Source organism: Pseudonocardia sp. DSM 110487 (assembly GCF_019468565.1).
Lineage (GTDB): Bacteria > Actinomycetota > Actinomycetes > Mycobacteriales > Pseudonocardiaceae > Pseudonocardia.
Window position 1 is genome coordinate 6421001 of the sequence record NZ_CP080521.1, and the last position, 14463, is coordinate 6435463.

At 71.3% G+C, this 14463-nt stretch carries 14 protein-coding genes; 1 reads left to right on the top strand and 13 read right to left on the bottom strand.

Annotated elements, in window-relative coordinates; translation table 11 throughout:
- Positions 1 to 2 precede the first annotated feature (2 nt).
- Genes K1T35_RS29950 through K1T35_RS29975 form a run of 6 tightly spaced genes read right to left on the bottom strand, consistent with a single transcriptional unit; the run spans position 3 to position 6217 of the window.
- Positions 3 to 905 (bottom strand): phosphotransferase, encoded by a 903-nt coding sequence (locus K1T35_RS29950; RefSeq protein ID WP_255622688.1) that lies wholly within the window; start codon positions 903 to 905, stop codon positions 3 to 5.
- Positions 905 to 2281, bottom strand: coding sequence for an amidase (locus tag K1T35_RS29955; protein ID WP_220255147.1), 1377 nt, complete (start codon positions 2279 to 2281; stop codon positions 905 to 907). The genes K1T35_RS29950 and K1T35_RS29955 overlap by 1 nt, the downstream gene beginning before the upstream one ends.
- Entirely contained in the window at positions 2278 to 3525 is a 1248-nt protein-coding gene (locus K1T35_RS29960) for a M20 family metallo-hydrolase (protein WP_220255148.1), read from the bottom strand. The genes K1T35_RS29955 and K1T35_RS29960 overlap by 4 nt, the downstream gene beginning before the upstream one ends.
- Entirely contained in the window at positions 3518 to 5053 is a 1536-nt protein-coding gene (locus K1T35_RS29965; RefSeq protein WP_220255149.1) for a sodium:solute symporter, read from the bottom strand. Before K1T35_RS29965 ends, K1T35_RS29960 begins: the two co-directional genes overlap by 8 nt.
- A 1-nt stretch (position 5054) precedes the next feature.
- Positions 5055 to 5330 (bottom strand): hypothetical protein, encoded by a 276-nt coding sequence (locus K1T35_RS29970; RefSeq protein ID WP_220255150.1) that lies wholly within the window; start codon positions 5328 to 5330, stop codon positions 5055 to 5057.
- 11 nt (positions 5331 to 5341) lie between these two features.
- A complete protein-coding gene (locus tag K1T35_RS29975; RefSeq protein ID WP_220255151.1) occupies positions 5342 to 6217 on the bottom strand; it encodes an inositol monophosphatase family protein in 876 nt (291 codons plus the stop codon).
- 67 nt (positions 6218 to 6284) lie between these two features.
- Between K1T35_RS29975 and K1T35_RS29980 the strand changes: the two genes are divergently transcribed.
- A complete protein-coding gene (locus tag K1T35_RS29980; RefSeq protein ID WP_220255152.1) occupies positions 6285 to 7040 on the top strand; it encodes a GntR family transcriptional regulator in 756 nt (251 codons plus the stop codon).
- Between the two features lie 199 nt (positions 7041 to 7239).
- On the opposite strand, the gene K1T35_RS29985 is transcribed toward K1T35_RS29980, so the two are convergent.
- The 7 genes from K1T35_RS29985 to K1T35_RS30015 all read right to left on the bottom strand — a co-directional run bounded on the left by K1T35_RS29985 (position 7240) and on the right by K1T35_RS30015 (position 14425).
- The gene (locus K1T35_RS29985) at positions 7240 to 8514 is read right to left on the bottom strand and encodes an ATP-binding protein (RefSeq protein ID WP_220255153.1); all 1275 of its coding nucleotides are present in this window, start codon (positions 8512 to 8514) and stop codon (positions 7240 to 7242) included.
- A gap of 71 nt (positions 8515 to 8585) precedes the next feature.
- Positions 8586 to 9419, bottom strand: coding sequence for a PHP domain-containing protein (locus K1T35_RS29990; RefSeq protein ID WP_220255154.1), 834 nt, complete (start codon positions 9417 to 9419; stop codon positions 8586 to 8588).
- A 17-nt stretch (positions 9420 to 9436) separates the two neighbouring features.
- Positions 9437 to 10036, bottom strand: a complete 600-nt coding sequence (hisB, locus tag K1T35_RS29995; protein ID WP_220255155.1) for an imidazoleglycerol-phosphate dehydratase HisB — start codon at positions 10034 to 10036, stop codon at positions 9437 to 9439.
- The gene (locus K1T35_RS30000; RefSeq protein ID WP_220255156.1) at positions 10033 to 11163 is read right to left on the bottom strand and encodes a histidinol-phosphate transaminase; all 1131 of its coding nucleotides are present in this window, start codon (positions 11161 to 11163) and stop codon (positions 10033 to 10035) included. Before K1T35_RS30000 ends, hisB begins: the two co-directional genes overlap by 4 nt.
- Positions 11160 to 12479 (bottom strand): histidinol dehydrogenase, encoded by a 1320-nt coding sequence (hisD, locus tag K1T35_RS30005; protein WP_220255157.1) that lies wholly within the window; start codon positions 12477 to 12479, stop codon positions 11160 to 11162. Before hisD ends, K1T35_RS30000 begins: the two co-directional genes overlap by 4 nt.
- 74 nt (positions 12480 to 12553) lie before the next feature.
- Positions 12554 to 13453, bottom strand: a complete 900-nt coding sequence (locus K1T35_RS30010; protein ID WP_220255158.1) for a hypothetical protein — start codon at positions 13451 to 13453, stop codon at positions 12554 to 12556.
- Between the two features lie 39 nt (positions 13454 to 13492).
- Positions 13493 to 14425 carry a matrixin family metalloprotease gene (locus tag K1T35_RS30015; protein WP_220255159.1) on the bottom strand — a complete coding sequence of 311 codons (933 nt, stop codon included), beginning with the start codon at positions 14423 to 14425 and terminating at the stop codon, positions 13493 to 13495.
- Positions 14426 to 14463 lie beyond the last annotated feature (38 nt).

Genomic DNA, 14463 nt, shown 5'->3' on the forward strand with positions numbered 1-14463 from the left:
CCTCACAGGTTGCGGACGCGGTCGTCGAAGTGCGGGTCCCGCAGGCCGGCGCGGGCGCGCACGAACTGCCAGTCGGAGTACTTGACGTACTCGTGCGTGCCGGGCGAGCACACATCGGCGTAGAGCCCGATCAACCCCCAGCGGACGCAGTCGGCGATGCCGTACATGCGGCACCTGTCGAACAGCGAGGCGTCCCAGCTGCCCCAGTACATCTCGAACACGGGCCGGGCATCGACGTCGAAGGGACGGATCTCGTGCAGGAGCACGCCGAGGTCCTGCAGCGGGTCCATCACCGCAGCGCAGTCCCAGTCGACGAGCCGCAGTTCACCGTCGGCCAGCACGAGCACGTTGGACACGTTGCCGTCGCCGTGGCACGGCACCACGTCGTAGTCGGCCGCCTCGATCCGCTGCTCCGCCGACGCGAGCAGGCGCGCGATCCAGGCGAAGTCGTCGGGGAGGGTGGCTCCGGCGTCGAGCGCGAGCCGGTGGGCGGCGCGGACGTCGTCGAACACGGTCGCCCGGCGTGGGAACGCGGGCAACGCGTGCACGGCCTTGCGCAGCGCGACGAGTCGCTCGGCCCGGTCGGGGTCGTCGAACAGGTCCAGCGTCGCGGTGGCGGCCAGTTCCGTGAGGTCCTCCAGGACGAGGACGCCCTGCTCGGGGTCCGCGGCGAGCACGCGAGGGCCGATGCCGGCGTCACCGGCCAGCCGCGCAGCCACGAACGCGGCGGGAATGTCGATGTAACCGCTCGCGTGCGGTGCCATCGCCTTCACGAACCGGCCGGACGGGAGGCGGAAGCGTTCCGAGTCGGCGCCCCACCAGCTCGGGCTGGCCATCGTGACGGCCGGCTCGAGCTCGCCGCCGACGGCGAGTCCCGCGCGTACGAGGCGGTCTCTCACCTGCATCACCGCACCTCCTCCTCGAACGGCCAGTGCAACGACACCGGCCGGTGGGTCTCGATCCACTTCGTCAACCTGAGGACGTCCTGGTCGGCGAACCGCCTGCCCGCGATCTGCACGCCGACGGGCATGCCGTCGGCGAGGCCGAAGCAGACCGACGTCGCCGGCTGCCCGGTCTGGTTGAACCACGCGGTGAACCCGGTGTGGCCCAGCGGGTGCGCCGGGTCGGCCCCGGGAGCGTCCGCGGGGAACCCGACGACCGGGAGCACCGGGCTTAGCACGAAGTCCAGGTCGTCGATCGCGGCCGCCAGCCGGGCCTGCGCGGCCATGACAGCCTCGGTGTCGCGGGCGAACCGCGTGGCTGTGATCTGGGCGGCGCCTGCCGCCCAGTCCGCGACCACCGGGAGGACGAGGTCGCGCGCCTCTTCGGGCAGCGACTCCCATTCGGTGCGCGCCCGCACCTGGAACAGCCGGTCGAGCGCCGGATGAGGATCGTGCTCGAACGGCGCGGGCACGTCCTTCACGACCGCTCCGGCCGACGCGAGAGCCGACGCGGCGGCGCGCACGACGGCCAGCACCTCGTCGACGGGTTCGGGCCCGGCGCCGAGGTCGGTCAGCAGCCCGATCCGCAGCCCGCGCGGATCGAGCGGTTCGTCGAGGCGGTCGTCGTTCTCGGGCGGCAGGCTCCAGATGTCGCGCTGGTCCGGGCGCGTGAGCACGCGATAGAGGGCGATCACGTCGTCGACCGTGCGCGCCATCGGACCCGCCGAGCGCATGGTCGACGGCGCGAGGTGCGGCACCCGGCCCTGCGTGGGCTTCAACGCGACGAGGCCGCACTGCGCCGCGGGCAGCCGCACCGAGCCGGCGATGTCGCTGCCGACGGCCCCGAACCCGACGCCGGCGGCCAGCGACGCGCCCGCGCCCGCGCTGGAGCCGCCCGGGTTGCGCGTGAGGTCCCACGGGTTGCGCGTGATGCCGTAGAGCGAGCTGACCCCGGCGGCCAGCATCCCGAAGTCCGGCATGGTGGTCTTGCCGACGATGACGGCGCCGACCTCCTTCAGCCTCGCCGCAGGCGGCGCGTCCCATGTGGATGCGGGCAGCGCCGCGTTGGCCGCCGTACCGTGGCGCCACGGCATGCCGACGGTGTGCACGCTGTCCTTGACGGTCACCGGCACGCCGTCGAGCGCACCGAGCGGCCGGCCATCGGCCCACCGGCGGGTGGCGGCCTCCGCCGCGGCGCGCGCCCCGGCCTCGTCGACGTGGGCCATCGCGTTGATCGCCGGGTTCACGCGGGCGATCCGGTCGAGGGTCGCCGTGAGGAGATCGGTCGGGGTCAGCTCGCCACGCGTGAACAGCGCGGCGAGGTCGTCGATCGTGTTCATGTGCCTCCGAGGTCCCCAGCGAGATCTATTGCGAGCAGCCGCTCGGTCACCGAGGTGAGCGCCGTGACGCCGTTCAGCAGGTCGGCGTCCGCGGTGTACTCCGCCTCGTTGTGCGAGATCCCGTTCCTGCTGGGCACGAACAACATCACCGTCGGCACGACGTCCTTCAGGTTGACCGAGTCGTGCCCGGCCATGGTCAACATACGGCGGCTGGAGAGCCCGGTCACCGCGATCGCCGCCTCGGCGAGCTCGACCCCCTCCAGCGGGTAGGCGGTCGAGGGCCGCACCGACGCCGAGTCGATGCTGACGCGCACCTCGCCGTCACCGTCGACGGCCGCGATCTCGGCCATGAGCTGCTGGTGCGCCTTCTCCAACACGTCGGGCTCCTGCGAACGCAGGTCGACGTCGAGCCGGACCCGCGCCGGCACGACCACCGGCGAGTTCGGTTCGACGGTGAACCTGCCCACCGACGCCAGCAGCTGACCTGGTTCGAAGGAACCCGTGAGCTGCCGGGCGGCGAGCACGAGCCGGCTCGCGCCGACCAGGGCGTCGCGCCGGTCCGCCATGTGCGTCGCGCCGGTGTGCGACTGGTCGCCGTGCACCGTGATCGCGTACTTCCGGGCCGTCCAGTTGCCGGTGACGACGCCGATCGCGCAGCCCTCGTCCTCGAGCGTGCGTCCCTGCTCGATGTGGATCTCGACGGCCGCGGCCGCGGCGGGCGGGGTGCCGGTTCCGGCGAACCCGCTGTCCCGCAGGGCCTCTTCGACGGTGACGCCGCGCGCGTCGGTCACCGCGAGCACGGCGTCCGCGTCGAGCGTGCCGCAGTAGACCCCGCTGCCCATCAGGCTCGGCGAGAACCGGGCACCTTCCTCGTTGAACCAGTCGACGACGGCGAGGTTCCGCGCCGGCACGAGGTCGCCTGCCTCGACTTCACGGCGCAGCGACACCGCCGCGTGTGCGGCCGCGAGCACCCCGTACGCCCCGTCGAAGCGGCCCGCGGTCGGCTGACTGTCCAGGTGCGACCCGGCCAGCACGTACGGCCGGCCCGGTACCCACTCCACGGTCCCGAAGAGGTTGCCCGCCCGGTCGACGACCGGGCGCAGCCCGTGCCGCCCGAACCATTCGACGAGCCACCGCCGGGCCTTGCCGTGCTCGGCGGTGCCGGCCTGGCGGTCGACGCCACCGCCCGGCGTCGCCCCGATCCGGGAGAGGGCCGCGAAGTCGGCGAGAAACGGCTCACCCATCGGCGGGTTGCGGCACGAACGTGGGCGCCGGGTCACTCACCCGCACCGGGTTGCGCGCGACCTCGAACATCGCGTCGACGCGAGCCTTCTCCTCGGCCGAGGTGCCGGTGGCGGCCGACACGACGAGGAACACGACGAGGTTCACGGCGAGCCCGATGATGCCGCCGGTGATGCTGCCCAGTACCGCGATGTCGTCGGGATAGATGATCGTCAACACCATCGCGACCCCGAAACCGGAGAGCATCCCGGCCAGCGCCCCGTGCCGGTTGCCGCCCCGCCAGAACACGCCGAGGAACAGCGGCACGGCCAGCTGCACGATGCCCTGGTAGGAGATCTGGGCGAGCAGCTGCAGCCGGTCGAGGTTGAACGTCAGGTAGGCCACCACACCGGCCAGCGCCATGAACACGATCATGCTGCTCTTCGCGATGCTCGTCAGCTGGGCGTCCGAGAGCTTGCGCTTCTCGGAGTCGACCAGGTCGTTGGCGATCTGCAGGCCGCACACCTGCACGCTGCCGTCGATGTGCCCCATCGATGCCGCGAAGACGATCGTCAGTCCGAGCCCGAGCAGCCACGTGCCGCCATACGTTTCCATGATCGTGAACCAGCCGGCCTGCGGCTGGGCCGCGACCTCAGGCATCGAGGTTGCGGCGATGCCCAGGAGCATCAACAGCGTGTAGAAGACGCCGGAGATGAGCACCGTCCGTACGGTCGCGGCCTTGACCGTGCGCACCCCGGACGCCGTGTAGATCCGCTGGAAGCTGGTGGGCCAGCACAGCGAGCCGACGACGCCGGTGAAGATGAGGCTGAACAGGTAGAGCGGCCCGTACTGGCCGCCGTCGCCCGGCACCTGCAGTATCTCGCGCGGCAGCTCGGCCAGCGTGGCGAAGCTGATCGGGCCGCCGCCGAGGCCCGACAGCAGGAACACGCACAGCACCGCGGAGAAGACGTAGGCGACGATGCCCTGGAAGGCGTCGGTCATGATCAGGCCGCGCATGCCCATGCGGACCGTCCAGTACTGCCGGATGACGATCACGGCGAGCCCGATGACCAGGCATGCGGTGACCGACCAGCTGCCGCCGGAGGCGTACTGGAAGATCTCACCGAACGCCTGCATCCCCAGCACCACCCAGGGGAACAGCGAGACGATGCCGATCACGCTGGCGACGACCTTCACCGGGCGCGAGTCGAACCGGAGGCCGAGCAGGTCGGGCTGCGAGCGCAGGTTGTAGCGGGCTCCCCAGCGCCATGCGCGGGTGGCCATGAAGTACATCATCGCCACCCCGAGGATGGAATACGCCAAACCGTAGAAACCGAACACCCCGGACCCGGCGGCCAGCCCGAAGAACGCGATGAAGGTGGCGCCCGGCCACCAGGAGTTCACGTAGCACATGGCCACGTACCACGGACCATAGCTGCGTCCACCCACCGAGTACTCGTTGAACGATGGCGTGGTCCGCTGCTGGGTGCGGTACAGGATGAAGATCACGATGCCGTAGAAGACGGCGAGCATTCCGAGCATGACCAGCATGTCATTCTCCTGCGATCGGAGCGGCCGGGACGAGGGACTCGTCGAGCTCGCCGCGGATGTCTTCGACGATGTAGAGCCCCCAGAGCCCGAACCCGAGCAGCAGTCCGTCGATCAACCAGTATGCGATCGAGAACGGGACGCCGAGAATCGGCGTGGCGATGCCGCTCGCGCCGAGGTAGAACGGTGGAAAGAGCGCCAGCAACAACGCTATCCCGTAGCCGACACCGAAGAACGTCACCACAGTCCGCCGGCTCAAGCCGCGAATGAACTCCCGCATCCACTGACTCCTTAGTTGACGAGTTCGAGCACCGAGTCGTGCAGCAGCCCGTTGGACGCGATCCCGTTCCCGCAGTCGAAGTCGCAGGTACCGTCCAGGCTCGTGAACCGGCCGCCGGCCTCAGCGATGATCACCGGCATGGGTGCCAGGTCGTAGGCCTTGGTCGTGTAGTCGACGATCGCCTCGGCGTGGCCGCACGCCACCATCGCGTAGCCGTAGGCGTCGCCCCAGGTGCGCAGGATGACCCCGCGCGAATTGAGCTGCCTGATCGTGTCCGGCGCCCAGTCCTCGAGCCACGTCGCCATCACGTACGAGCCGTCCAGGCGGTCCCGGCCGGAGACTCGCGCCGGGGCACCATTGCGCCAACACCCTGCGCCCTTCTCCGCATGGATCAGAACACCCGCGCTCGGGAGGTTGATCGCGCCGAACGTGATCTCGCCGTCCTCCTCGAGGGCGAGCAGATTGGCATAGAGCGGCACCGAGCGGATGAACGACTTCGTGCCGTCGATGGGATCGACGATCCAGCGACGCCCGCTCGAACCGACGTGCTCACCGAACTCCTCGCCCAGCACGCCGTCGTCCGGAAAGCGGCGGGCGAGCGCCTTGCGCAGGAACAGCTCCACCTCTCGATCGGCTTGCGTCACCGGCGACCCGTCGTCCTTTGTGTCCACCCGGTAGCTCGCCTTCTCGTACCAGTACTTCGCGATTTCCCCGGCCTCGGATATGATGTCGACCGCCGCATCGGCTGTGCGCGAGAGCGAGAGTTGCACGTCCTCAGGTTCCGGGTAGACCATTTCTGGTCCCACTCGCCCCGTGTGAAACGCAGGTAACGCCATGGCGTTCCGGGGCACACCTTGTGAACCGCTCGTTACGATCGGGGCACCCATATTGTTCGGGCACCTGGCAGCGGCTAGAACTGGTCTCCGGTACAGGCCGTGCCTCCGTGAGGTGCCGATGTCGCAGGTGGAACACACCCACGCCGCGCTCCTGCGCCTCTGTGACGAGCTGCAGCAGCGTGCCGTGGCCCGGCTGCCACCCGAGCGCGACCTCGCCGCTCGCCTCGGCACGTCGCGGACGACCGTGCGCAAGGCCCTCGACATGCTGGAACGAGACGGCGTGATCCGGCGGGTCAGGGGCCGCGCGGGAGGCGCCTACCTCAGCCGCGTCGCGCCGGCACCGCTGTCACCGGAGGAGGCAGCGCCGTTCTGCAGTGGCCGTCCGCTGCAGCGCAGCCTGGGCACCGTCAAGGGAATCCCGCAGCTGTTGCACGAGCAGGGCTTCCGCGACGGCACCCAGGTGATCTCGGCGGGAATCGGCCGCCCGAGCCTCCGCGCGGCCCAGCACCTGGGTCTCTCGCCCGACACGGAGGTGGTCTCGCTGCTGCGGCTGCGGTTCGCCGACGGCGACACCCTCTCGCTGGAACGGATGTACCTCGCAGGCGAGCGGTGCACGGGCATCCTGGGAACGGCGCTCGACTCGGTCTACGAGCTCCTGAGTTCGAACCTCGGGGTCACCGTGTCCGTCACGGACGAGTCGATCGAGCTGGCCACCATCGGCGAATCGGTCGGCGCCATGCTCGGACAGGCGGCGGGTACGCCGGTCCTGCGGCTCGAACGCGTCGGCTACGACCAGCACGAGCGGCCCGTCGAGTACTCGGTCGACCTGTTCCGTGCGGACCGCACCCGGTTCAGCGGGCGCCGTACGGCCTGAGCGGAACCACTGGCGCGGGATGGCCGCGCTCTAGTGTCCCGAACCGGAAGTCCGGTGCATAAATCGGCGGAACCAGGTTTCCGCTGGGTGTGCCGGCGAGCCGGCCTCGTACCGGGCGTACTCGGCCGGATCGCCGGTGCGCCCAGCGGGAAGCTGGGCCGTCGAGTTATGTGGTGGACTTCCGGTTCGGGACACTAGGTCACGGGCCGAGCAACGCTGCCGGCACGACGGCGATGCCGTCCGGCCTCCGATAGGCCTCTACGCCCGTGGTCACGACCACGGCGTCGAGCAGGTCGGGTCCGAGCGCGCCCTGCAGCCAGCGAAGATGACGAACATCGCTGTCGCCGACCAGTGCGCTCAGCTTGACCTCGATCGCAACTACTCGGTGGTCGGCGCGCTCGACGATGAGGTCGATCTCCCGCTCGCCTCCCTTCGTCCGCAGATGCCGGACCGAAGCCTCGGCGGCCTGCGCCTGGACGCGCACGCCGAGCACCACCAATGCCTCGAACAAGTGCCCCAACAGGGGCCCGTTCCTGGGTACGGGTGGACCGACCGGGGCAGCGTCGAGCAATGCCCCGACGTCAGCGCCCAGCAGCCGCGCGGCAAGGGCCGGATCCGCGAGGTAATGCTTGCCCGGCGCTGCCAGGCGCGTGAGATGGTTGCGGGTAGGCAACCACGCCTCGACCGGATCGAGGATCCACAGCTGTTCGAGCACGTGGCGATAGGCCGCCGTGGTGGAGCGGGCAGGCGACTGACTGTTCCCGCCAACCGCCGCATCCCGGATGGACTCGAAGCTCGCCGTAGTAGCGGTGGCGGCTGCGTACGCCGCGAGCCACCGTCGAAGCCCCGCAAGGTCCCGCAATGGCCGGTCCTGCTCAGCGAAGTCACGCTCGACGATCCGATCCAGGTATCCGTCGAGCTGGGCTCTCCGCGCTCGTCCCGAGACGCCACGCAGCCCGGGCAGCCCGGACGCCACGATCTCCTCCGCATAGTCGGCGAGCCGTAGCGGGGACGCACCCTCCACAGCAGGGCGGGTACCTGTCAGAAGCTCGGCGAGACTCACCGTTGGTGGGACGAGCCGGCGCTCAGTGAGGCTGAGCGGCCGCATCCGCATGGTGACGATTCGGCCCGCACCTGAATGAGTCGGCTGCTCGATCGGAGCGGCCGAGCCGGTGAGGAGGAATGGGCCGCCCCCGGGACGGTCGTCGACCGCCCGCCGGACCACGTCCCAACTCGACGGGAACCGCTGCCACTCGTCCACCAGGACAGGGCCGGGCCCCGCAACCAGCCGCGCCGGGTCGGCAGCGATCACCGCCCGAACGGCAGGGTCGTCCAAGCGGTGCACAGTGGCAGCCCGACGAGATGCCGTCGCCGTCTTGCCGACGCCTTTCGGACCTTCGAGCGCAATCGCCGGGAGCTCGGGCAGCAGGGCATCCAGCTCATCGTCGATCGTACGCCGAAAGTACTGGTCCACGCGCCAACGCTACAACTGGTCGGATACCTACGCTACAGTTCGTCGGCTTTCTACGCTCCAACTGGTCGGGCTCAGCGGCCCCGCAGCCAGAGCTCGGCAGGGTCGGCTCCGGGCCGGAATCCGCAGCTCAATGCCATCTCCGCCGCAGCCACGAACCCGTTCGCGAGGTCCCGCGGCCGGTGCGCGTCACTACCGAACGAGACAGTTTCGCCGCCTGCGTCCCCCCACCACCGCACCACGTCGGGGGCGAGCGGAACCCGGGTGTTGATCTCGAGGGCGCGTCCGCTCGCCGCCAGCACCGCAAGCACATCGCGGAACTCGTCCTCGAAGTCGGCAGGCCGGAACGGCCCGGCGGAGGCGGGCCAGTGCCGCACCGGGTAGTCGATGTGCGCGAGCACCTCGAACGGCGCCTCCGATGCGACCATCCGGCGGGCCTCCGCCAGGTAGTCGCGCACGACGTCGGCGGCCGGCCGGGAGATCATGGCATGGTCGACCAGCCGCGGCTCGTCGCGCCCACCCACCGAGTGCACCGACCCGAGCACGCGCTGGAACCGTCCGCCGTCGAGCAGCGCGGCCGTCTGCTCCGGGTGCCAGTGCGGCTCGGACAGCTCGACGCCGGTCAGCACGCGCAGCCCCGGGTACCGCTCCCGGCAGCGCCGCACGCAGTCGAGGTAGCCCTCCACGTCCAGGTCGCGCGGGGCGATCCGGCCGTCGGGGCGCAGCCAGCGGCGCAGCACGTCGGACATCGGGTCCTGCGCTCGCACGACCCAGGGCGTGAGGTCCGCGTGCTCGGTGAACGCCACCGACGGCAACCGCAGCTGCGCCGCACGCGCGCAGGTGGCGTCCATCGCGCCCTCGACGGCGTCCCATGACCACTCCGTGTGGACGTGGTTGTCGGCCGGCATCGCTGCGCGGCGGAACCTCAGAGCGTGCCCTTGGTCGACGCGATCCCGGTGATCCGCGCGTCCGGCTCCACCGCGGCGCGCAGAGCGCGGGCGACCGCCTTGTACTCGGCCTCGGTGACGTGGTGCGGGTCACGCCCGTCCAGCACGCGGACGTGCAGGGCGAGGTGGCCGTGGAAGGCGAGCGACTCGAACACGTGCCGGTTGAGCACGGTCGGGTAGTGGCCACCGACGACGAAGCCCTGCATCACGTCCGGCTCGCCGGTGTGCACCGTGTACGGGCGGCCCGAGACGTCGACGACGGCCTGGGCGAGCGCCTCGTCCATCGGGATCCAGGCGTCGCCGAAGCGGCGGATGCCCTGCTTGTCGCCCAGCGCCTGCCGGATCGCCTGCCCGAGCACGATCGCGACGTCCTCGACGGTGTGGTGGACGTCGATGTGGACGTCCCCGGATGCGCGGACCGTGAGGTCGAAGGCGCCGTGCTTGCCGAACGAGTCGAGCATGTGGTCGTAGAACGGCACGCCCGTGGCGATCTCGGTGGTGCCGGTGCCGTCGAGATCGATCTCGACGAGCACCTTCGACTCCTTTGTGGTCCGCTCCACGCGGCCGATCCGGGTCATCGCTTGATCTCCTGGTTCACGACGTCCCCAGCGACCTGCAGGAACGCATCGTTCTCCTCCGGGGTGCCGATCGAGACCCGCAGGTGCTCCGGGATCCCCACGTCTCGGATCAGCACTCCGCGGTCGAGGAACGCCCGCCATGCGCGGGGCGCGTCGGCGAACCGCCCGAACAGCACGAAGTTGGCGTCGCTGGGCACCACGTCGTAGCCGGCGGCGGCGAGCGCGGGCACGACGCGTTCGCGTTCGGCGCGCAGCAGCGCCACCGAGCCGAGGGTGGCGCCTGCGTGGCGCAGCGACGCACGCGCGGCGGCCTGGGTGAGCGCGGACAGGTGGTAGGGCAGTCGCACAAGCTGCAGCGCGTCGACCACGGCGGGCGCCGCCGCGAGGTAGCCGAGGCGGCCCCCCGCGAACGCGAACGCCTTGCTCATCGTGCGGCATACCACGAGCTTGTGGCCGTGGGTCTCCAGCAGTCCGATCGCGCTGGGCCGGTCGGAGAACTCGGCGTACGCCTCGTCGACCACCACCATCCCGGGGGCGGCGTCGACGAGCGCGGCCACGTCGTGCGGGTCGATGCTCTGCCCGGTGGGGTTGTTCGGGCTGGTCAGGAACGTGAGGTCGGGGGCGCGCTCGCGCAGCACCGATGCGGCCTCCCGCACGTCCAGGGAGAAGTCCGAGCGGCGCGGCGCGGCCAGCCACTCGGTGCGCGTGCCCGATGCGATGATCGGGTGCATCGAGTAGGACGGCTCGAACCCCACCGCGACGCGCCCCGGGCCGCCGAACGCCTGCATGATTTGCTGGAGCACCTCGTTGGAGCCGTTGGCGGCCCAGACGTTCGCGCACGTCAGCGGGACGCCGGTGGACGCGGTGAGGTAGTCGGCGAGGTCGGTGCGCAGACCCACCGCGTTCCGGTCCGGGTAGCGGTGCAGCTCCTCCGCCGCCACGTGCACTGCCTTCGTGACGTCGGACACCAGCTCCGGCGGCGGCGGGTACGGGTTCTCGTTGGTGTTGAGCCGCACCGCCACCTCCAGCTGCGGAGCGCCGTACGGGCTGCGGCCGCGCAGGTCCTCGCGCAGCGGCAGATCGTCGAGGGTGACGTCGCCTCCGACCGTGTCGTGAACGGCCGTCATCGAGCGAACCTCGCCGTGACCGCTTCCCCGTGCGCCGGCAGGTCCTCCGCACCCGCGAGCGTGACCACGTCGTCGGCCACGGCCCGCAGGGCGTCCTCGGAGTACTCGACCACGTGCACGCCCTTCAGGAACGTCTGCACGGACAGACCGGCGGAGTGCCGGGCGCAGCCGCCGGTGGGCAGCACGTGGTTGGAGCCGGCGCAGTAGTCACCGAGCGACACCGGCGCGTACGGGCCCACGAAGATCGCGCCCGCGTTGCGCACGCGCAGTGCGACGTCACGGGCGTCGCGGGTCTGGATCTCCAGGTGCTCGGCGGCATAGGCGTCGACGACCGTGAGGCCCGCGTCGAGGTCGTCGATGAGCACGACGCCCGACTGCCGCCCGGTGATCGCCGTGCGGATGCGCTCGCCGTGCTTGGTGGCCGCCACCCGCAGCTCCAGCTCGCGATCGACCGCCTCCACGAGCGTCTCCGACGTTGTGACCAGGACCGATGCCGCCGCCGGGTCGTGCTCGGCCTGGCTGATCAGGTCGACCGCGACGTGCACCGGGTCGGCGGTGTCGTCGGCGAGCACCGCGATCTCGGTGGTGCCGGCCTCGGCGTCGATCCCGATCAGGCCGCGCAGCAGGCGCTTGGCTGCGGTGACGTAGATGTTGCCCGGCCCGGTGACCATGTCGACCGGCTCGAGCTCGGCGCCGTCGGTGTCGGCGCCGCCGTAGGCCAGCAGCGCCACGGCCTGCGCGCCGCCGACGGCCCACACCTCCTCGACGCCGAGCAGCGCGGCCGCGGCCAGCACCGTGGGGTGGGGCAGGCCGCCGTGCTCGGCCTGCGGCGGCGAGGCCAGCACGATCGACCCGACGCCCGCGGCCTGGGCAGGCACCACGTTCATGACCACGCTCGACGGGTAGACGGCGAGCCCACCCGGGGCGTAGAGGCCCACCCGCTGCACCGGCAGGAACCGCTCGGTGACGGTGCCGCCGGGCGCGACGTGGGTGACGATGTCGGTGCGCCGCTGGTCGGCGTGCACGCGACGGGCGCGCTCGATCGAGGTCTCCAGCGCAGCGCGCACGGCCGGGTCGAGCGCGGCCAGCGCACCGTGGCACGTCTGCGCCGGCACCCGCACGGCGCTCGGGCGCACGCGCTCGAACCGCTCCGCGAACTCCAGCGCCGCCTCGACGCCACGCTCGCGCACCGCGTCGACGATCGGCCGCACCTGGTGCAGGGCCGCGTCCACGTCCTGCTCGGCCCGTGGCAGCAGCGAGCGCAGGCGAGCGGTACGGGGCAGGGGTGCACCACGCAGGTCGAGTCGCCGAAGCATGTGGCCCAGCGTAATCCGCCCCGAATCCCGCACATGGGAGCCGTACTGCTGTTCATGGCCCTCGGTGGGGAGCATCACGTGTCCGCGTAGCACTCCCCTGCTCCGGCGATCGCCAATCCTTCGCGGTCACCGTCGCCGAGACCGGTCGTGTCCGACGTGGCGTGCATGACCTGGGTCGGGTCCTTCACGTGGTCCAGTCCGACCAGGTGGGCCAGCTCGTGGAGCATGAGACCGCGCGCCACGGGGGCCCTCGCGGGATCGGCGAGAGCCTCGGTGAACCATGCGCGGTTGAGCCCGACCCACCCCGTGACGTAGCGCGCCGACTCGGGGGTCCCCGACGGGGTGACCACGGTCCGGGACGCGACACCGGCGACCTCCTCGTCGGGGTAGGTCACCTCCGAGTTGTCCACCCAGTCGACGAGCACCGGCGCCCACCGGTCGCCGTACCGCTGCGGCTGGACCGATTCGCGGTCGTCGTCCACGCGTTCCGTGGTGAGCCCGTCGTCGACGAAGGCGAGGCCGGTGGCCGCGCTGATCTCGGCAACGGCCTCACGCAGCACCTGCTCGCCCCCCGCGGGCATCTCGTCCGGGTTCAGCACCCAGTGAATCGGCCGGCACGGGTCGAAGCGCATCGGCGATCCGTCCGGACGCGACGAGTTGAACGCGCGCTCACCGGTGGCCGTCGTGTTGACCGGCGGCAGGACCCGATCGGGGTAGCGCGAGTCGGCCGGCAACGGCGGGTACTCCGAGCGGACGACGGGCGGCGGGTCCGGGCTGTCTGCGGCGGGCGCGGCCGACCCTGGCACCACGACGACCCCCGGTGTGACCAACCGGGCGACCGGCGCCACGAGGACCAGCACGACCGCGACCGCCACCCCTGCTGCGATGTAGACGCCCTGGCGCCGCGGCCCGGCGACCCCCCGCGCCGCCGGACCCTGCCGCTGGTCACGACGAAACACTTCCGGTTTCCGCACGGACCCGATCATGGGGCACGTGCCGGGGAGGGGTCCCCGTCAGGTGTCCGAGTGGCACTCGCCCGCCCCTACCGCCGCCAGGCCAGCACGGTCGCCAGGGCCCAATCCCGTCGTGTCGGACGTCGCGTGCATGACCTGCGCCTTGTCCTCGACGTGGTCGAGGCCGACGAGGTGGCCGAGCTCGTGCAATGCCACACCGCGCGCGATTCCCGCCCACTCCGCGTCGCCGAGCGCCGCGGCGAACCAGGTGCTGTTGAGTGCCACGACACCGGTCACGTAACGCTCGGACCCCGGCCCGCTCGGGGCCACGTCGTACGGGGCGGCCACGCCTGCGACCTCCTCGCCGACGAACGCGAGCTCCCGGTCGTCCGCCCAGACGATGAGCACCGGTACCCAGCGCGTGCCGTACCGCTGCGGCTGCACCAGCTCCCGGTCCTCCGAGATCCGTTCCATCGTGAAGCCGTCGTCGACGAAAGCGAGACCGGTGGCCGCGCTGATCTCGGCGATCGCCTCGTGCAGGAGCGGGAGTCCCCCTTCTGGCATGCCGTCCGGGTTGATGACGTAGTGCACGGGGCGGCACGGGTCGAAGGCGATCGGGGTGCCGTCCGGCTCCGTCGCGACGAACGCGTGCTCGCCGGAGCCCGCGGCGTCGACCTCCGGGAGGAGCCGCCGGAACGAGGCGTCGGCCGGCAGCGGCGGATACCCCGCCTCGGCGAGCTGTGCCGCGGTCGGCACGTCATGCGCGGGCGCAGCGGTGCCGGCCACCGGGCGCAGCTGGGCCGCCGCGGCCAGCACGAGGAACACCACGACCATGACGATCGCCACAGCCGCGCTGGGGTCGATCCGCCTGCGCGGCCGCGGCGGCGCCGGCACCCCGAGGCCGTGCAACCGGTCCACGCGGTCGAGCTCGGTCAGCGCCCTCGCCATCCGGCGGTAACGACGTCGCGCCTGCACCTTCTGGACCACTCCCACGACAACCCCCTCTTCGCGGGATCGATGATCGCCGCGGA